Here is an 18,416-nt window from a genome sequence, read left to right on the forward strand (position 1 = left end):
CTCTGATCGATCTGACGAAGCAAGGAATCGACATGACTGAAGCAACGCTCGCCCAATGGCATCCGCTGGGCGCTTTCGACGAATTCTCCGAAGACGAACCGGCGGCGCGCGTCGCCGGCCAGAAGCCGATCGCGGTGTTCCGGATCGGCGACGAACTGTTCGCGATGCATGACCTCTGCACGCACGGCCATGCGCGGCTGTCCGAAGGCTATGTGGAGGATGGCTGCGTCGAGTGCCCGCTGCATCAGGGGCTGATCGACATTCGCACCGGCGCGCCGAAATGCGCGCCGATCACCGAGCCGGTGCAGACCTATCCGATCCGGATCGTCGACGGGCAGGTGGAAGTCAATGTCGGCTGATCCGTTCGTGATCGTCGGCGCCGGCCACGCGGCGCGGCGTACGGCCGAAGCGCTGCGCGCACGCGATGCGGCGGCGCGCATCGTGATGATCGGCGCGGAGCGCGAGCTGCCGTATGACCGGCCGGCGCTGTCGAAGGATGCGCTGCTGACGGACGGCGGCGAACAGCGCGCGTTCATCCGTGATGCCGCGTGGTACGACACGCAGCGCATCGCGTTGCGGCTCGGCACCCGCGTCGACGCGATCGAGCGCGATGTGCAGCGTGTGCGGCTCGACGACGGGGCGACGTTGCCGTACGGCAAGCTCGTGCTCGCGACGGGTTCGCGTGTGCGCACGTTCGGCGGGGCGATCGACGAAGGTGTCGCGGTGCATTACGTGCGCACGGTCGACGATGCGCGTGCGTTGCGGGCGCAACTGGCGCCCGGGCGCCGCGTGGCGGTGCTCGGCGGCGGCTTCATCGGTCTCGAGGTCGCGGCGGCCGCGCGTCAGCTCGGCTGCGACGTGACGGTGATCGATCCGGCGCCGCGGTTGCTGAAGCGCGCGCTGCCGGAAGTCGTCGGCGCATATGCGCGGCAATTGCACGATGCGCGCGGCGTGCTGTTCCGGATGGCGACGCTGCCGCGCGCGATCCGGCGCGCGCCGGGCGGCGGCGCGGTCGTCGAGACCGATCAGGGCGACGTGCCGGCCGACATCGTCGTGGTCGGCATCGGCGTGGTGCCCAATGTCGAGCTGGCGCAGGCGGCCGGGCTCGACGTCGACAACGGGATACGCGTCGACGCGGGCTGCCGCACAGCCGACGCCGCGATCTTCGCGGCGGGCGAGGTGACGATGCACTTCAACCCGCTGCTCGGGCGGCATGTGCGGATCGAATCGTGGCAGGTGGCCGAAAACCAGCCGGCCGTCGCGGCCGCGAACCTGCTCGGTGCCGACGAGACCTATGCCGAGCTGCCGTGGCTGTGGTCGGATCAGTACGACTGCAACCTGCAGATGCTCGGGCTGTTCGGCAGCGAGCGCACGATCGTCGTGCGCGGCGAGCCGGCGAGCGGGCCGTTCACGGTGTTCGCGCTCGGCGACGACGGCAGGATCGTCGCGGTGGCCGCGGCGAACCTCGGACGCGACATCGGCGCGTCGCGCCGGCTGATCGGGGCAGGGGCGGTGCCCGATCCGGTGAAGCTGGCCGATCCGGCCGTCAACCTGAAGACGTTCATGTAGCAGCGGTGCGCGCGGTGCGTATGCGCGGTGCGTGCCCGCGCGGGCCGCGGATTTGTCGGCTGCGGCGAAATCGGGGATATTAGCGGCATCGCCGATCCGCTCGTCCTCCATGACGCCAGACAAAGCCCTCGAACTGAAACGAAGCAAGCGCCGTGCGCTGTGGCTGCTGCTCGCGGCCGTCGCGGTGTTCGTCACCACCATCGTGCTGCCGCGCGGCCCGTGGGTCGACGGTTTCAAGGCCGTCGCGGAAGCCGCGATGGTCGGCGCGCTCGCCGACTGGTTCGCGGTCGTCGCGCTGTTCCGCCGCGTGCCGATCCCGTTCGTGTCGCGCCACACCGAGATTATCCCGAAGAACAAGGACAAGATCGCCGACAACCTCGCGGTGTTCGTGCGCGAGAAATTCCTCGGCCCCGACGCGCTCGCCGCGCAGATCCGCCAGCACGATCCCGCGCAGAAGCTCGGCGCATGGCTCGGCGAGCCGGCGAACACCGACGCGCTCGGCGGCTACGTGACGAAGCTGATGAGTTTCGCGCTCGACATGACCGACGACGCGCGGATCCAGTCGTTCGTCCACGATGCGTTCCGCGCGGTGATCGACCGGGTCGACCTGTCGCAATCGGCCGGCGCGATCCTCGATACGCTGACGAAGGACGGCCGCCACCAGACGCTGCTCGACGACGCGATCGAACAGGTGGTCGACGTGCTCGACAAGGAAGAGAACCGCGAGGTGATCGCGGGCTTCATCGTCGAATGGCTGAAGACGCAATACCCGAAGGTCGAGAAGATCATGCCGACGCAATGGTTCGGCGAGAACGGCGCGCGGATGCTCGCCAGCGCGGTGAGCCGCGTGCTCGAAGGCGTCGCGGCCGACCCCGAGCACGAGCTGCGGCAACGCTTCGACCGGACGGTCGTGCGGCTGACCGAGCGGCTGAAGCACGACCCCGCGTTCCTCGCGAAGGGCGACGAGATCAAGCGCTATATTCGCGACGGCGACGCGTTCAACGAGTACGTGCGCGACTTGTGGGACCAGTTGCGTGCGTGGCTGAAGGCCGATCTCGCGCGCCCCGATTCGGCGCTGCACCGGCAGGCCGCGACGCTCGGCGGCTGGCTCGGCGCGCGGCTCGCCGAGAGCCCGGCGCTGCGCGCGTCGCTCAACGAACATGTGGAGCGGGCCGTGCACGAGATGGCGCCCGATTTCGCCGATTTCCTGATGCGTCACATTCGCGACACGGTGCGCAACTGGGACGCGCGCGAGATGTCGCGACAGATCGAGCTGAACATCGGCAAGGATCTGCAGTACATCCGCATCAACGGCACGCTGGTTGGCGGGCTGATCGGGCTCGGCTTGTATCTCGTGTCGCTGGTGCCGCGCTGGGCGGCCGGGTGGCTGCACTGACACGGGCACGGGCGTTGCGCACGCGGCGCGATGCCGTGCGCCGCCGGATCACGCGGCAGCCTTGGCGCCGTGCAATTGCAGGCCGAGCGCCTTGATGACTTTCAGGATCGTGCCGAAGCTCGGATTGCCGTCGTGCGACAGCGCCTTGTACAGCCCTTCGCGCGACAGGCCCGCATCGCGTGCGACCTGCGACATGCCGCGTGCGCGGGCGATCACGCCGAGCGCATGCGCGATGAAGGCCGGATCGTCGCCGGCCTCCTGCAGGCATGCGTCGAAGTAGTCGGCCATGTCGTCTTCGGTTTTCAGGTGTTCGGCCGAATCCCACGGCCGCGTCTTGATCTTGTCCATCGATCACTCCATGTCGAGGTGCGCGAGCATTGCGTGCGCGGCGCGGATGTCGGCCTGTTGCGTCGATTGATCGCCGCCGCACAGCAGGATGACCCATATCGTTCCGCGCCTCACGTCATAGACGCGATAGCCGGGGCCGTGGTCGATACGCATTTCGACGACGGGGGAGCCGGCGGATTTCCAGTTGCCCGGATTGCCCATCGACAGGCGGTCGATGCGCGCCTGGATGCGGCGTTTGGCGAGGCGATCGGGCAGGCCGGCAAACCAGGCGTCGAAGACGTCGATGGTCCGGATGCCGAATGAAGGAGGACTGTAGGGCATGCATTGCAATGTGTCAACCATGGTTCACATGTCTGTTGAATGGAACATCGTTGCCATGACAGCCCGCCGGTCGCGTCACCGGGTGTCGACTTGCCGTCAGGCCGATCTTTCCGCTGCCGGAGCCGGCCATCCGGTCGAAGCCGGAGTTGCGCGAATCCGTCTACAATCAAAAACGTCTTTGCCGCCTGCGCGTGCTTGCCGCGTGCGGGCGGGTCCGTCCGTCCTCCGGTGTTCGGGGGCGTCGCCGCGCATCACGCATCGCGTCGTGCGCGGCGGGCAGTGCCGTGGTCAGTGTCCAGTAGGTAAGGCGTCCGCGTGCCGTAGGCCGGCGCGCGTCATGAACGCCGCGTGTCCGTAGGCCGGGCAGGCGGCATAACCGAGAGTCCCCATGAAAGCATCGGATCTGTTCGTGAAGGCGCTGGAAGCCGAAGGCGTCGAGTACGTGTTCGGCATTCCAGGAGAAGAAAACCTCGATCTGCTCGAATCGCTGCGGCGATCGAAGATCAAGCTCGTGCTGACCCGGCACGAGCAGGCGGCCGGGTTCATGGCCGCCACCTACGGCCGTCTCACGGGCCGCACCGGCGTGTGTCTCGCGACGCTCGGGCCGGGCGCGACGAACTTCGTGACGGCCGCCGCGTATGCGCAGCTCGGCGGGATGCCGATGCTGATGATCACCGGGCAGAAGCCGATCAAGTCCAGCAAGCAGGGCCACTTCCAGATCGTCGACGTGGTCGACATGATGCAGCCGCTCACGAAGTTCACGCGGCAGATCGTGTCGATCGGCAACATCCCGTCGGCCGTGCGCGAGGCGTTCCGCCGTGCGGAGGAGGAGCGCCCGGGCGCCGCCCACCTCGAACTGCCTGAGGACATCGCGCACGAGGAGGGCGACGGCAAGCCGATCCCGCGCAGCTACAGCCGGCGGCCGGTGGCCGAGGAGAAGGCGGTCGCACACGCGGTCGACGCGATCCAGGCCGCGCGCCATCCGCTCTTGATGATCGGCGCGGGCGGCAACCGCAAGACCACCTGCAAGATGCTGCTCGAGTTCGTCGACAAGACGGGCATTCCGTTCTTCACGACGCAGATGGGCAAGGGCGTGATCGACGAGACGCACCCGCTGTGGCTCGGCAACGCGACGCTGTCCGACGGCGATTTCGTGCATCGCGCGATCGAGCACGCGGATTGCATCATCAACGTCGGCCACGACGTGATCGAGAAGCCGCCGTTCTTCATGCGCACCGACGACAAGACCGTGATCCACGTGAACTTCCTCGGCGCGCAGGTCGACCCCGTCTATTTCCCGCAGATCGAGGTGGTGGGCGACATCGCGAACGCGGTGTGGCAGATGAAGGAGGCGTTGACGCCGCAATCGCACTGGGATTTCGAGCGCTTCAAGATGATCAAGGCGCATTTCGACGCGCACCTGGAAAAGGGCCAGCACGATCCGCGGTTCCCGATGTACCCGGTGCGGATCGTCAACGACCTGTACAACGCGTTGCCGGTGGACGGCATCGTCTGTCTCGACAACGGGATGTACAAGATCTGGTTCGCACGCTACTGGCGTGCGCACGAGCCGAACTCGCTGCTGCTCGACAACGCGCTCGCGTCGATGGGCGCGGGCCTGCCGTCGGCGATCGCGACCAAGATCGTGCATCCGCAGCGCAAGGTGATCGCCGTGTGCGGCGACGGCGGCTTCATGATGAATTCTCAGGAGCTCGAAACGGCGGTGCGGCTGAAGCTCGACATCGTCGTGATGATCCTGCGCGACGACGCGTTCGGGATGATCCGCTGGAAGCAGGAGAACATGAATTTCCCCGATTTCGCGATGACGCTGCAGAACCCCGATTTCGTGTCGTACGCGCAAAGCTACGGCGCGCACGGGCATCGCGTCGAGTCGGCCGACGATCTCGAGCCGCTGCTGCGCGAGTGCTTCTCGTCGCCGGGCGTGCACGTGATCGACGTGCCGATCGACTACTCGGACAACGAGCGCGTGCTGAACCGCGAGATCAAGCGCCTGTCGGCGCAACTCTGAATACCCGTTCACAGGAAGGAGTCGTTCCATGTTGAAGGAAACCTATCCGTACTACCTCGCCAACGAAGCCGTCTACGCGAACACCGATCTGGAGGTGACCGACAAGTTCAGCGGCAAGGTCGCCACGCGCGTCGCGCTGGCCGACGCGAAGGCGATCGATGCGGCGATCGCCGCCGCCGTCGACGCCACGAAGCCGATGCGCGAGATGCCGGCCTACCGGCGGCAGGCCGTGCTCGATCATTGCGTCGCGCGCTTTCGCGAACGGTTCGACGAGCTGGCCGAGGCGTTGTGCATCGAGGCCGGCAAGCCGATCAACGATTCGAAGGGCGAAGTCACGCGGCTGATCGACACGTTCCGCGTCGCGTCCGAGGAATCGGTGCGCATCGACGGCGAGATCGTCAACCTCGAGATCTCCGCGCGTGCGCAGGGCTATACGGGCTACACGAAGCGCGTGCCGGTCGGCCCGTGCTCGTTCATCTCGCCGTTCAACTTCCCGCTGAACCTCGCCGCACACAAGGTCGCGCCCGCGCTCGCGGCCGGCTGTCCGTTCGTGCTGAAGCCGGCGAGCCGCACGCCGATCGGCGCGCTGATCATCGGCGAGGTGCTCGCGGAGACCGACCTGCCGAAGGGCGCGTTCTCGGTGCTGCCCGCGCATCGCGACGGCGCCGACCTGTTCACGACCGACGAGCGCTTCAAGCTGCTGTCGTTCACCGGCTCGCCGGCCGTCGGCTGGGCGCTGAAGGAGAAGGCCGGCAAGAAGAAAGTCGTGCTGGAGCTCGGCGGCAACGCGGCCGCGATCGTCGATGCCGACCAGCGCGACCGGCTCGACTACGTGGTCGAGCGGCTCGCGTTCGGCGCGTACTACCAGTCGGGCCAGAGCTGCATTGGCGTGCAGCGGATCCTCGTGCATGCCGATCTTTACGACGCGCTGCGCGAGAAGCTGATCGCGAAGACGCGTTCGCTGAAGATGGGCGATCCGAAGGATCCGTCGACGTTCGTCGGCCCGATGATCTCGGAATCCGAGTCGCGCCGGCTGTCGGGCTGGATGGATGCGGCCGTCGCGGCAGGCGCGAAGATCGTCGCGGGCGGCAAGGTCGACGGCGCGATGTTCGAGGCGACGCTGCTGGAGAACGTCGGGCGCGAGCAGGACCTGTACCGCAAGGAGGCGTTCGGCCCGGTCGCGATCCTCGAGAAGTTCGACCGCTTCGACGACGCGCTCGCGCGCGTGAACGACAGCGACTTCGGGCTGCAGGCCGGCGTGTTCACCGATTCGCTCGCGCATGCGCACCGCGCATGGGACGAACTGGAGGTCGGCGGCGTCGTGATCAACGACGTGCCGTCGTTCCGCGTCGACAACATGCCGTACGGCGGCGTGAAGGATTCGGGCCTCGGCCGGGAAGGGATCCGCTACGCGATCGAGGACATGACCGAGCCGCGGCTGATGGTGGTGCGGCGCCGGTAACGCGCGGCAGGCAGCGCGGCGCCGCGGCGGCACGCGGGCGGGCGATCGGGCCGGCCTGCGTGCCGTTTTGCATGGCGGCGCGTGGAGCGGCACGGCGCCGCGCAGGTGCCCTGCATGTGCCGCGCCGCGGGCCGCCTGAAACAGGCTCGACTGCGGGCCTCGCCTCGTGATGTAATCGCGCGAAACTGCCGACCGGGGTACGACGCCGGAACGCGCGAATTCATTCTTCACGAGGTCGATTCATGTCCCCCGTCTCGGCATTCAAGCTGGTTCTGTTGTCATTCCTCGCGATCGTCGCGCTCGAATGCATCGCCAAGCGGCTGCGGCTGCCGCCCGCGGCCGCGCTGCTGATCGGCGGCATCGGCATCGCGTTCATTCCCGGCCTGCCGCCGATCAACCTCGATCCCGAGCTGGTGCTGCTGGTGTTCCTGCCGCCGCTGCTGATGGACGGCGCGTACTTCTCCGTGTGGGAAGAGTTCAAGCGCAACGTCGGCGGCATCCTGATGCTGGCGATCGGCGCGGTCGTGTTCACGACGTTCGCGGTCGGCTTCGCCGTGCACTGGGTGGTGCCGGCGCTGCCGTGGGCCGCGTGTTTCGCGCTCGGCGCGATCGTGTCGCCGCCCGATGCGGTCGCGGCGAAAGCCGTGCTCGAACGCGTCGCGCTGCCGCGCCGGCTGATGGTGCTGCTCGAAGGCGAGAGCCTGCTGAACGACGCGGCCGGCCTCGTGCTGTTCCGCTTCGCGGTCGCGGCCGCGCTCACCGGCGCGTTCAGCCTCGAGCACGCGGTCGTGCGCTTTGCGGAGCTCGGGCTCGGCGGCGTGGTGGTCGGCTTCGTGGTCGGCAAGCTCGTCGTGTGGTTCCTGAAGCTGCTCGACGACGACTATCTCGTGATCACCGTCGCGGTGATCGCCGGCTGGATTTCGTACATCGCGGGCGAAATGGTCGAGGTGTCGGGCGTGATCGCGACCGTCACGACCGGCATGATCGTCGGCTGGCATCAGCACGAGGTGTTCTCGGCGGCCGTGCGCACGCGTGGCACGGCATTCTGGCAGGTCATCGTGTTCCTGCTCGAGGCGATGGTGTTCGTGCTGATCGGGCTGTCGCTGCGCGGTGCGATCCATCGGCTCGGCGGTTTCGAACAGGTGCTGGGCACGATGGTGCCGCCGGTGCTCGCGGTGCTGGCGGCGGTGATCGTGTCGCGCTTCGTGTGGATCTACGCGGTCGAGGCGCTGAAGTGGCCGGTGCGCGGCGTCGTACGGCGCGGCGAGGCGCCCGACTGGAAGGCCGCGACGATCATGAGCTGGGCCGGCATGCGCGGCGTGGTGACGCTGGCGATCGCGCTGTCGCTGCCCGAGGCGCTGCCTGGCCGCGACGTGATCCTGGTCGCGTCGTTCGCGGTGATCCTCGTCACCGTGCTGCTGCAGGGCACGACGATCGGGCCGCTGATCCGGCTGCTGCGCCTGCCGCAGCGCGACGAGCGGGCCGCGCACCATCTGACCGAGCCGCAGACGTGGGCGTACGTCGAGGCCGCGCAGCTCGCGGCGATCCAGCCGCTCGTGCGCGACGAGAACGGCGTCGTGATCCATCCGCGCCTGCTCGAGCAATACACGTATCGCGCCGAGCTGACCGAACGCTCGAAGAACGAGCCCGCGTATCCGGCGGAAGTGCGCATGGCGCACTACGACGTGGTGCTGGCCGCGATCCGGGCCGGGCGTGCCGAACTGTTGCGCCTGCACCGGTCGGGGCGCATCCACGACGAGATGCTGCACGCGCTCGAACGCGACCTGGATCTGCAGGAAGTATCCGCGCAGCACGCGCGCGGCTAGGGCGCCCGGCTCGCGAATCGCACGGGCCGGCGCCCTGCCGGCCCTGACCCGCGCGCGGGGCGAGCCACCCCCGTCGCGCGATTTTTCCCCTCCCGCCTGCCGATTCGGAGTATCTGAATCCGGCCCTCAATATGACCGATCCCGAGCCTTGCAGCGCATGCAAACCTCATGGCGCCGGTCTCGCAAACGTTATCGTCTCTCGAATCCGGAAATGATCTGATTTAACTGTTTCCGTCTCTTTCTGCATATTTGGCAAAACTAAACCGGAAGGAGATAGATGCTGTGTTCTAATTTCATTTAGAATCAGCCGGTTATGTTTATTGAGAGAAAGAATGCGGAGGTAATGCGGTCGTCGACGGGGGAACAAGCGGCGTCCAAAGCCCCGCAAGGCAGTGCCGACAGGCCAAATCGGCGGAATCAGGCGGGTTTTTCAACTGCCAATATAAGATAGCGTCCAAGTCGGATAAACAACTCCTATGAAAGAATCGATTGGAGATTCGGCGTTTGAAACTGTATTTATGAAAGAATCGAGCAGTGATAATGCCTCGGATTACCTCGAATCGGGGTTATCGGTCCTCCTGGTCGACGACCAGCCGTTCGTCGGCGAGGTGATCCGCCGCGCGTTGCGCAGCGAGCACGACATCGACCTGCACGTGTGCACCGACGCACACCGGGCGATGGCGGTCGCGCGCGACGTGAAGCCGACGGTCATCCTGCAGGATCTCGTGATGCCGGAGATCGACGGCCTCGATCTCGTGCGCGCGTGGCGCGCCGACGCCGGCACCGCCCGCGTGCCGATCATCGTGCTGTCCGCGAAGGAGGAGCCGATCGTCAAGCGCGAGGCGTTCATCGCCGGCGCGAACGACTATCTGGTGAAGCTCCCCGACGCGATGGAGCTGACCGCGCGCATCCGCTATCACTCGAATTCTTACCTGATGTCGCGGCAGCGCGACGAGGCGCTCGATTTCCTGTCGCACGACATGCGTTCGCCGCAGACGTCGATCCTCGCGCTGCTCGACGTCTACCGGACCGAACACGGCGACATGCCGGCGATCATGGAGCGCATCGCCGGCCATGCGCGGCGCGCGCTCGCGCTCGCCGACGGTTTCATCCACCTGACCCGCGCACAGTCGGAGCGCCGCGCGCACGAGGTCGTGAGTCTCAACGAGATCGTGCTCGACGCCGTCGACCAGCTGTGGGAGAAGGCGGCCGGGCTCGGCTGCCGGGTGATCGCGCACGTGCCCGATACCGAGTGCGTGACGATGGGCGACCGCATGATGCTGACGCGCGCGGTCGCGAACCTGGTCGACAACGGGCTGAAATACGGGCCGGCCGGGATGGACGTACATTGCACGCTGGGCGGCGAGGACGGCGCCTGGCTGATCGGCGTCGAGGACGCCGGCGCGGGCATCGCGCCGGAACAGCGCACGGCCGCGACCGAGTCGTTCGTGCAGCTCGAATCCGCGCACGGCGCGGCGCGCGGCGGCTTCGGCCTCGGGCTCGCGTTCGTCCGCGCGACGGCGGCGCGGCATCGCGGCCAGATCCTGATGCGCAATACGGCGCGCGGCTTCATGGTCGCGCTTCGGCTGCCGGCGCAAGCGGAGCGGTGATTTCGCGGCGCGGCCTGCCGGCGCCGCGCCGCTCGCGAGACCCCGATGCGCTCGTGGCGCGCCACCCGGCGCGCATGCGGACGCGGATTTTTTCAACGCTGAATTTAGAAAGCCCATAACGAACATGGCCACCGTGACGCCCCGCGCGACCAATGAAAGCCTGCATCCGACCATCGGCGCTGGCCGGCTGACGCTCGGCAATCGCATCCTGCTCAGCTTCGGCGTGCTGTTCGTGCTGATGCTGGTGACCGCCGGCGTGTCGTACGAGCGACTGCGCGCGATCAACGCCGAAGCCATCAGCATCGAGCGCGACTCGCTGCCCGGCGTCTACCTCGCGTCGACGCTGCGCGGCTCGGTCAACGAATCGTTCACGCTGCTGCAGCAGGCGACCTTCGTCGATACCGAACCCGAAACCGTGCAGCGCGATCTCGCGAAGATCCCCGACGTGCTGAAGGACATCGAGTCGCTGTCGGTGGACTACCAGAACACGACGTTCCGCGACGACGACCGGCAGCGCTTCGTGGCGTTCCGCGGCGCCTACGATCATTACGCGCCGCTGCTGAACGAAGCGGTGCAGAAGGGCCGCGTGTCGCACGAGGAAGCGGTCGCCGCGTACGCGAAAGTGCTGCCCGCGTGGACCGAGGTCGTGCGCAACGCGAACGTGCTGGTGCAGGAGAACCGCAAGTTCGCCGAGCAATCCGCGAAGCTGATCCGCGAATCGGTGCAGGACACCGAGATCGTGCTCGCGACCGCGCTGGCGTTCGTGCTGCTGTCCGCGCTCGGGCTCGGGTACGTGCTGTACCGTTCGGTCACCGTGCCGATGGCGCGGCTCGTCGAGGTGCACGACGTGATGCGTACCGGCAACCTGACGCGTCGCCTCGATCTGCGCCGTCGCGACGAATTCGGCACGCTCGAGACGGGCTTCAACCGGATGGCCGACGAGCTGACCGAGCTGGTCTCGCGCGCGCAGCAGTCGTCGCTGCAGGTGACGACGTCGGTGGCCGAGATCGCCGCGACGTCGCGCGAGCAGCAGGCGACCGCGAACGAGACCGCGGCGACGACGACCGAGATCGGCGCGACCTCGCGCGAGATCTTCGCGACGTCGCGCGACCTGCTGCGCACGATGAACGAGGTGGCCGGCGTGGCCGAGCAGTCGGCGACACTCGCGGGCGTGAGCCAGAGCGGGCTCACGCGGATGGGCGAGACGATGCGCAGCGTGATGGATGCGGCCGGCTCGGTGAACGCGAAGCTCGCGATCCTCAACGAGAAGGCGCTGAACATCAACCAGGTGGTCGCGACCATCACCAAGGTGGCCGACCAGACCAACCTGCTGTCGCTGAACGCGGCGATCGAGGCCGAGAAGGCCGGCGAGTACGGCCGCGGCTTCGCGGTCGTCGCGACCGAGATCCGCCGCCTGGCCGACCAGACGGCCGTCGCGACCTACGACATCGAGCAGACGGTCAAGGAAATCCAGTCGGCCGTGTCGGCGGGCGTGATGGGGATGGACAAGTTCTCCGAGGAAGTGCGCCGCGGGATGCTCGACGTGCAGCAGGTCGGCGGGCAGCTGTCGCAGATCATCGCCGAGGTGCAGACGCTCGCGCCGCGCTTCCAGATGGTCAACGAAGGGATGCAGACGCAGGCGAACGGCGCCGAGCAGATCACGCAGGCGCTGTCGCAACTGTCGGAGGCCGCGCAGCAGACGGCCGAATCGCTGCGCCAGTCGTCGCAGGCGATCGACGACCTGACGCTCGTCGCGAACCAGCTGCGCACCAGCGTGTCGCGCTTCAAGGTCGACGCGTGACGCGCGCCGATCCGCAGAACGGCGCCCACGCGCTGTTCCTGATGTTCGAGCTCGACGGCGAGCGCTATGCGCTCGACGCGGCCGGCATCGACGAGGTGCTGCCGCTCGCCGTCATGAAGGCGGTGCCCGGCGCGCCGGACTGGATCGCCGGGCTGCTGATGCGCGGCGGGCAGCCGGTGCCGGTGATCGACCTGCCGATGCTGGCGCTCGGGCGGCGCGCGCAGGCGCTGCGCTCGACGCGGCTCGTGATGGTCCGCTGTCGCGCGAGTCACGCCGGCCACGCCGACGGCGAACGCACGATCGGCCTGATCGTCGAGCGCGCGACGCAGACGATGCGGATCGACCGCGCGGCGTTCCGCGTGAGCGGCATCGCGACCGCGCGCACGCGCTGGCTCGGGCGGGTCGCGAACACGCCCGACGGCGTCGTGCAGCAGGTGTCGGTGTCCGACCTGATCGACGACGTCGCACGCCTGTCTCTGTTCGACGGCCTGCCGGGCCACGGGGAGGAGTCCGCATGAACGTGTCCGAATCGCGATTTCGCGGCTGGTTGCTGCGCGAGACCGGCATCGACCCCGATTCGCTCGGCAACGATTTCCTGATGCGCGCGCTGACCGATCGCATCCATGCGTGGCAGGCGGACGGCGAGCGCGTGCCGTCGGCCGCGCGGCCGCCCGTGACGCCGGAAGCGCTCGACGCGTACTGGCAGCAGCTCAATGCGTCGGCCGACGAACGGCGCGCGCTGATCGAGCTGTTCGTCGTCCCGGAAACGTGGTTCTTTCGCGACCGCGAGGCGTTCGCGACGCTTGCGCGGCTGGCCGCCGAACGGCTCGCCGCGATGCCTGGCCGCGTGATCCGCGTGCTGAGCGCGCCGTGCTCGACGGGCGAGGAGCCGTATTCGGCGGCGATGGCGCTGCTGGATGCGGGGCTCGAACCGGCCAGCTTCGCGATCGACGCGATCGACCTCAGCCCGCGCGCGATCGAGCAGGCGCGGCTCGGCTGTTACGGGCGCAATGCGTTCCGCGGGACGGCGACGGAGTTTCGTACGCGCTACTTCACGCCGACCCGCGACGGCTGGCTGCTCGACGAGCGCGTGCGCGCGTGCGTGCAGTTCAGTCACGCGAACCTCGTCGAACCGCTGGCCGATACCGGCATTCGCTACGACTTCGTGTTCTGCCGCAACGTGCTGATCTATTTCGACCGCGACGCGCAGGATCGCGTGATCCGCTCGCTCGACGAGCGTCTTGCCGACGACGGCGTGCTGTTCGTCGGGCCGGCGGAGACGGGTGTCGCGATGCGGCACGGAATGCGCTCGGCGCGGGTGCCGCTGGCGTTCGCGTTTCATCGCGAGCCGGCCGGCGCGGCGGCCGAGGCTGGCGCGGCGCGACCGGTCGCGCCGCTGTCCGCGGCGGCGCCGTATCGGGGCGCGGAGCGCTTCACGATCGCACCGCTCGCCGCGCCGCGCCCGGTGGTGGCCGTCGCGCCGCCCGCCTGGCTCGGCGACGTGCGTCAGCCGTTCGCGGCGGTGCCGCCGCCGGTCGTGCCGGCGGCCGCGATCGACGCCCGGGCCGACCTCGCGCTGGCAACCGCCGGGACGGCCGCCCCGGCCAACGACGGCATCGCGGCGGCGCTCGACGATGCTCCGACGCTGGAGGATGCGCAGGCGCTGGCGAACGCGGGCGCGTTCGACGAGGCCGAGCGTGTGCTCGCGCAGTTCTCGGCGCGCGTCGGCCCGCATGCCGATGCGTTTTATCTGAACGGACTGATCGCGGATGCGCGCGGGCGCGCCGCGGAAGCCGGCGACTTCTACCGCAAGGCGCTGTACCTGCGCCCCACGCATCACGAGGCGCTGACGCATCTCGCGACGCTGCTCGACGTCGGCGGCGATCGTGCGGGCGCGCAATGGCTGCTCGAACGCGCCCGGCGTTCGGCCGGCTGACACGATGACGGAAACGGGATCGACACCGCGATGACCAGAGGAATTCATGAACCGCGACGCCGCTGCCACTGACGACGCGACGCTCGACGTCGACGATTGCTGGAACCGGATCGGCACGCGCGGCGACCGCTCGTGCGAGCGGCTGAACGACTGCCTGCGCTGCCTGAACTGCCCGGTCTACGCGTCGCACGCGGCGAAGCTGCTCGAGCGTCCGCTCGACGTGGCCGAGATGACCGACGTCACGCGCCGGATGAGCGCGTTCGGCACCGCGCAAGCGGGCGACGACGACGGCGATACGCGCCATGCGGCGCTCGCGTTCCGGGTGGCCGACGAATGGCTCGCGCTGCCGATCGGCGTGCTGCGCGAGATCGCCGGCACGCGCCCGATCCATTCCTTGCCGCATCGCCGCAATTCGGCCGTGCGCGGGGTGGTCAACATCCGCGGCACGCTGCGCATCGCGATCTCGATCGGCGCGCTGCTCGGCCTCGATGCCGGCAAGGCGGGCAGCGGCAGCGACGACGGCCGGTTCACGCGGCTGCTGGTGGCCGCGCACCAGGGCGAACCGGTCGTGTTTCCGGTCGACGAAGTCGAGGGCGTGCTGCGCTTCGGCGCGTCCGACTGGGTGCCGGTGCCCGCGACGGTCGGGCGCGCGAGCGCCGGCCTGTCGCGCGGCGTGCTGGCGTGGCGCGGCAAGTCGGTGGGGCTGCTCGACGACGATCGTCTGTTCGACGCCGTGACACGGAGCATGCGATGAGCGGCGATGACGACCTGAGCCACCTGTCGCTGCTCGAACTGTATCGCGAGGAGACGCGCACGCAGACCCAGGCGCTGTCGGAGCGGCTGCTCGCGCTCGAATCGGGCGAGCCCGATTCCGTCGCGCTGGAAGCATGCATGCGCGCCGCGCATTCGCTGAAGGGCGCCGCGCGGATCGTCGGCGTGCCGCTCGGCGTCGACATCGCCGGGCGGATGGAAGAATGCTTCGTCGCCGCGCAGGCCGGCACGATCGCGCTGACGGCCACGCACGTCGACGTGCTGCTGGCCGGCGTCGACTTGCTGGTGCGCGTCGGCGATCCGCAAGGGCCGCCCGTATCGCAGACCGAGATCGACGTGTTCGCGGCGGCGCTGACGGGCGCCGACGGCGCGCAGACGATGCAGGCGCCGGCCGCCGTGCCGCCGCCGATACCGCCGTCGGTCGTGCCGTATCGCGATCACGACGGCGCCGCCAACGAGCCGGTCGGCGCGAGTGCCGCGGTGCCGCCGCTCGCCGTGTCGGGCACGGTGCCCGATCCGGCCCAGGCCGGCCGCGTGGCGGGTGCCGGCGCGATGCGCCGCGTGCGCGCCGATACGCTGAACCGGCTGCTGAGCCTGTCCGGCGAATCGCTGGTCGAATCGCGCTGGCTGAAGCCCTTCGCCGAATCGATGCTGCGCGTGAAGCGTGCGCAGCGCGACGCGGCCCGTTCGCTCGACCTGATGTACGAGCAGTTCGCCGACGATCTCGACGCCGGCATGCTCGCGTCGATGAACGAAGTGCGGCACATGCTCAACGACCTGCAGCGCTCGCTCGCCGAGCGCATGGACGAATTCGACCGCTTCGAGCGGCGCAGCACGCATATCGCCGAGCAGCTGTACGACGAGGCGCTGCAGTGCCGGATGCGCCCGTTCGGCGACGCGACCCGCGCGTATCCGCGCATCGTGCGCGATCTCGCGCGCTCGCTCGGCAAGCAGGTGCGTTTCTCGATCGTCGGCGAAGGCACGCAGGTCGATCGCGACATCCTCGACCTGCTCGACGCGCCGCTCGGCCATCTGCTGCGCAACGCGATCGACCACGGCGTCGATTCGCCCGACGCGCGCCACGCGCGCGGCAAGCCGGCCGAGGCGAGCGTCACGCTCGAGGCGCGTCACAGCGCCGGCTCGCTGCTCGTCAGCGTGATCGACGACGGGCCGGGCGTCGACATGGACGCGCTGCGCGCGGCCGTCGTGCGCCAGCGCCTGACCGACGACGAGACGGCCGCGCGGCTGTCCGATCCCGAATTGCTCGAATTCCTGCTGCTGCCCGGATTCTCGATGCGCGATGCGGTGACCGACGTGTCGGGGCGCGGCGTCGGCCTCGACGCGGTGCAGGAGATGGTGCGCGGCGTGCGCGGCGCGGTGCGGATCTTCAACGAGCCGGGCGCCGGCATGCGCTTCGTGCTGCAGTTGCCGCTCACGCTGTCGGTGATCCGCAGCCTGCTCGTCGAGGTCGGCGGCGAGCCGTATGCGTTCCCGCTCGCGCACGTGCGCCGCACGCTCGAACTCGCGCACGACGACATCGACGTGCTCGAAGGGCAGCCGCATTTTCCGTTCGACGGCCGGCGCGCGGGCCTCGTCGCCGCGCACCAGCTGCTCGACGCGGGCGAGCCCGACGTGGCGCGCGCCAGCACGGCGGTCGTGGTCGTCGGCGGCGAACCCGAGCTGTACGGCGTCGCGGTCGACCGCTTCCTCGGCGAGCGGATGCTCGTCGTGCAGCCGCTCGACAGCCGCCTGCACAAGATCCAGAACATCGCGGCCGGCGCGCTGCTCGAGAACGGCGACCCGGTGCTGATCGTCGACGTCGAGGACCTGATCCGCTCGGTCGACAAGCTCGTGCGCGGCGGCCAGCTCGCGCGGCTCACGCGCGATCCGCAACTCGCGCTCGCCGACCGGCGCCGTCGCGTGCTCGTCGTCGACGATTCGCTGACGGTGCGCGAGCTCGAACGCAAGCTGCTGGAAAAGCGCGGCTACGACGTGACGGTCGCGGTCGACGGGATGGAAGGCTGGAACGCGGTGCGCAGCGATGCGTTCGATCTCGTCGTGACCGACGTCGACATGCCGCGCATGGACGGCATCGAACTCGTCACGCTGATCAAGAGCGACCCGATGCTCAAGCGCGTGCCGGTGATGATCGTGTCGTACAAGGATCGCGACGAGGATCGCCGCCGCGGGCTCGATGCCGGCGCCGATTACTACCTCGCGAAGAGCAGCTTCCACGACGAGGCGCTGCTCGATGCCGTGCACGACCTGATCGGAGATGCGCGCGGATGAACATCGGCATCGTCAACGACCTGCCGCTGGCCGTGGAGGCGCTGCGCCGCGTGATCGCGCTGCGTGCGGACCATCGCGTGCTGTGGGTCGCGACCGATGGCGACGAGGCGGTGGATTTCTGCGTCGCGCATCCGCCCGACGTCGTGCTGATGGATCTCGTGATGCCGAAAGTCGACGGCGTCGCCGCGACGCGCCGGATCATGGCGCGCGCGCCGTGCGCGATCCTGATCGTGACGGCGAGCGTCAGCGCGAACACGTCGTCGGTGTACGAGGCGATGGGCGCCGGCGCGCTCGATGCGGTCGACACGCCGACGCTCGCGCTCGGGCTGTCGACCGACGCATCGCCGCAGGCGCTGCTCGCGAAGATCGACCAGATCGGCCGGCTGCTCGAAAGCCGCTCCGTGGCGCTCGTGCCGCCGGGGCCGGCGCCCACGCGCGGACAGCCGACGCTCGTCGCGATCGGTGCGTCGGCGGGCGGGCCGACCGCGCTCACCGCGCTGCTGCGCGCGTTGCCGGCCGATTTCCCGGCCGCGATCGTGATCGTCCAGCACGTCGACCAGGCATTCGCGTACGGCATGGCCGAATGGCTCGACGGCTATACGCGGCTGCCGGTGCGCGTCGCACGGCAGGGCAGCGTGCCCGAGGCCGGCGCGGTGCTGCTCGCGGCGACCAACGACCATCTGACGCTGTCGCCGCGCGGCGTGCTCGGCTATACGCGGCATCCGGCCGAAACGCCGTACCGGCCGTCGATCGACGTGTTCTTCAACAGCGTCGCGGACGGCTGGCAGAGCGATGCGCTCGGCGTGCTGCTGACCGGCATGGGGCGCGACGGCGCGCTCGGCCTGAAGGCGATGCGGGCGAAGGGCTGCTACACGATCGCGCAGGACGAAGCGACCAGCGCCGTGTACGGGATGCCGAAGGCGGCGGCGGCGATCGGCGCGGCGTCGGCGATCCTGCCGCTCGAACAGATCGCGCCCCAGTTGATCGCGCGGATCGCGCTCGCGCCGCGCGACTGACCGCGCGCCGGGCACGCACCGTCGCTGCGTGGCGGCGCGGCG

General features: G+C 69.0%; 15 protein-coding genes. 13 read left to right on the forward strand and 2 right to left on the reverse strand.

Annotated elements, in window-relative coordinates:
* Positions 1–32 precede the first annotated feature (32 nt).
* The 3 genes from andAb to KU887_RS29515 all read left to right on the forward strand — a co-directional run bounded on the left by andAb (position 33) and on the right by KU887_RS29515 (position 2,965).
* The gene (gene andAb / locus KU887_RS29505) at positions 33–359 is read left to right on the forward strand and encodes an anthranilate 1,2-dioxygenase ferredoxin subunit AndAb (protein WP_006496019.1); all 327 of its coding nucleotides are present in this window, start codon (positions 33–35) and stop codon (positions 357–359) included.
* Positions 349–1,569, forward strand: a complete 1,221-nt coding sequence (gene andAa, locus KU887_RS29510) for an anthranilate 1,2-dioxygenase system ferredoxin--NAD(+) reductase (RefSeq protein WP_258256610.1) — start codon at positions 349–351, stop codon at positions 1,567–1,569. Before andAb ends, andAa begins: the two co-directional genes overlap by 11 nt.
* Positions 1,570–1,678: 109 nt before the next feature.
* Positions 1,679–2,965 carry a DUF445 domain-containing protein gene (locus KU887_RS29515; RefSeq protein WP_125332129.1) on the forward strand — a complete coding sequence of 429 codons (1,287 nt, stop codon included), beginning with the start codon at positions 1,679–1,681 and terminating at the stop codon, positions 2,963–2,965.
* A 48-nt stretch (positions 2,966–3,013) separates the two neighbouring features.
* Here the strand turns inward: KU887_RS29515 and KU887_RS29520 are convergent, their stop codons facing one another.
* Together KU887_RS29520 and KU887_RS29525 are read right to left on the reverse strand one after the other, a co-directional pair.
* On the reverse strand, positions 3,014–3,313 hold the full coding sequence (locus KU887_RS29520; protein WP_006490972.1) for an addiction module antidote protein: 300 nt from the start codon (positions 3,311–3,313) through the stop codon (positions 3,014–3,016).
* Between the two features lie 3 nt (positions 3,314–3,316).
* The gene (locus KU887_RS29525) at positions 3,317–3,634 is read right to left on the reverse strand and encodes a type II toxin-antitoxin system RelE/ParE family toxin (RefSeq protein ID WP_322035361.1); all 318 of its coding nucleotides are present in this window, start codon (positions 3,632–3,634) and stop codon (positions 3,317–3,319) included.
* 388 nt (positions 3,635–4,022) lie between these two features.
* On the opposite strand from KU887_RS29525, the gene KU887_RS29530 reads away from it, so the two are divergent.
* From KU887_RS29530 to KU887_RS29575, 10 genes are all read left to right on the forward strand, one after another.
* Positions 4,023–5,663, forward strand: coding sequence for an acetolactate synthase large subunit (locus KU887_RS29530; protein WP_006490980.1), 1,641 nt, complete (start codon positions 4,023–4,025; stop codon positions 5,661–5,663).
* Between the two features lie 28 nt (positions 5,664–5,691).
* Positions 5,692–7,125, forward strand: coding sequence for an aldehyde dehydrogenase family protein (locus KU887_RS29535; RefSeq protein ID WP_006490987.1), 1,434 nt, complete (start codon positions 5,692–5,694; stop codon positions 7,123–7,125).
* Positions 7,126–7,367: 242 nt separating this feature from the next.
* A complete protein-coding gene (locus KU887_RS29540; RefSeq protein WP_006490983.1) occupies positions 7,368–8,951 on the forward strand; it encodes a Na+/H+ antiporter in 1,584 nt (527 codons plus the stop codon).
* Between the two features lie 476 nt (positions 8,952–9,427).
* Positions 9,428–10,561, forward strand: coding sequence for a hybrid sensor histidine kinase/response regulator (locus KU887_RS29545; RefSeq protein ID WP_006490975.1), 1,134 nt, complete (start codon positions 9,428–9,430; stop codon positions 10,559–10,561).
* A gap of 124 nt (positions 10,562–10,685) precedes the next feature.
* Entirely contained in the window at positions 10,686–12,362 is a 1,677-nt protein-coding gene (locus KU887_RS29550) for a methyl-accepting chemotaxis protein (RefSeq protein WP_012493173.1), read from the forward strand.
* The gene (locus KU887_RS29555) at positions 12,359–12,880 is read left to right on the forward strand and encodes a chemotaxis protein CheW (RefSeq protein ID WP_006490979.1); all 522 of its coding nucleotides are present in this window, start codon (positions 12,359–12,361) and stop codon (positions 12,878–12,880) included. Before KU887_RS29550 ends, KU887_RS29555 begins: the two co-directional genes overlap by 4 nt.
* Complete coding sequence (locus KU887_RS29560; RefSeq protein ID WP_012493174.1) at positions 12,877–14,298, forward strand: protein-glutamate O-methyltransferase CheR; 1,422 nt, start codon at positions 12,877–12,879, stop codon at positions 14,296–14,298. Before KU887_RS29555 ends, KU887_RS29560 begins: the two co-directional genes overlap by 4 nt.
* 46 nt (positions 14,299–14,344) lie before the next feature.
* Entirely contained in the window at positions 14,345–15,052 is a 708-nt protein-coding gene (locus KU887_RS29565; protein WP_006487850.1) for a chemotaxis protein CheW, read from the forward strand.
* The gene (locus KU887_RS29570) at positions 15,049–17,358 is read left to right on the forward strand and encodes a hybrid sensor histidine kinase/response regulator (protein WP_006497326.1); all 2,310 of its coding nucleotides are present in this window, start codon (positions 15,049–15,051) and stop codon (positions 17,356–17,358) included. Before KU887_RS29565 ends, KU887_RS29570 begins: the two co-directional genes overlap by 4 nt.
* On the forward strand, positions 17,355–18,374 hold the full coding sequence (locus KU887_RS29575) for a chemotaxis response regulator protein-glutamate methylesterase (RefSeq protein ID WP_006487831.1): 1,020 nt from the start codon (positions 17,355–17,357) through the stop codon (positions 18,372–18,374). Before KU887_RS29570 ends, KU887_RS29575 begins: the two co-directional genes overlap by 4 nt.
* Positions 18,375–18,416 lie beyond the last annotated feature (42 nt).

It is taken from the genome of Burkholderia sp. EMB26, assembly GCF_024730645.1.
GTDB classification, from domain to species: Bacteria; Pseudomonadota; Gammaproteobacteria; order Burkholderiales; family Burkholderiaceae; genus Burkholderia; species Burkholderia cenocepacia.

What these genes read in the sequence shown, in the direction of transcription:
- KU887_RS29525 (WP_322035361.1), bottom strand. Translation starts at nt 3,634, where the DNA reads ATGCCCTACAGTCCTCCTTCATTCGGCATCCGGACCATCGACGTCTTC.
- KU887_RS29535 (WP_006490987.1), top strand. Translation starts at nt 5,692, where the DNA reads ATGTTGAAGGAAACCTATCCGTACTACCTCGCCAACGAAGCCGTCTAC.
- KU887_RS29565 (WP_006487850.1), top strand. Translation starts at nt 14,345, where the DNA reads ATGAACCGCGACGCCGCTGCCACTGACGACGCGACGCTCGACGTCGAC.
- KU887_RS29515 (WP_125332129.1), top strand. Translation starts at nt 1,679, where the DNA reads ATGACGCCAGACAAAGCCCTCGAACTGAAACGAAGCAAGCGCCGTGCG.
- KU887_RS29520 (WP_006490972.1), bottom strand. Translation starts at nt 3,313, where the DNA reads ATGGACAAGATCAAGACGCGGCCGTGGGATTCGGCCGAACACCTGAAA.
- KU887_RS29550 (WP_012493173.1), top strand. Translation starts at nt 10,686, where the DNA reads ATGGCCACCGTGACGCCCCGCGCGACCAATGAAAGCCTGCATCCGACC.
- KU887_RS29540 (WP_006490983.1), top strand. Translation starts at nt 7,368, where the DNA reads ATGTCCCCCGTCTCGGCATTCAAGCTGGTTCTGTTGTCATTCCTCGCG.
- KU887_RS29560 (WP_012493174.1), top strand. Translation starts at nt 12,877, where the DNA reads ATGAACGTGTCCGAATCGCGATTTCGCGGCTGGTTGCTGCGCGAGACC.
- andAb (WP_006496019.1), top strand. Translation starts at nt 33, where the DNA reads ATGACTGAAGCAACGCTCGCCCAATGGCATCCGCTGGGCGCTTTCGAC.
- KU887_RS29530 (WP_006490980.1), top strand. Translation starts at nt 4,023, where the DNA reads ATGAAAGCATCGGATCTGTTCGTGAAGGCGCTGGAAGCCGAAGGCGTC.
- KU887_RS29575 (WP_006487831.1), top strand. Translation starts at nt 17,355, where the DNA reads ATGAACATCGGCATCGTCAACGACCTGCCGCTGGCCGTGGAGGCGCTG.
- KU887_RS29545 (WP_006490975.1), top strand. Translation starts at nt 9,428, where the DNA reads ATGAAAGAATCGATTGGAGATTCGGCGTTTGAAACTGTATTTATGAAA.
- KU887_RS29570 (WP_006497326.1), top strand. Translation starts at nt 15,049, where the DNA reads ATGAGCGGCGATGACGACCTGAGCCACCTGTCGCTGCTCGAACTGTAT.
- andAa (WP_258256610.1), top strand. Translation starts at nt 349, where the DNA reads ATGTCGGCTGATCCGTTCGTGATCGTCGGCGCCGGCCACGCGGCGCGG.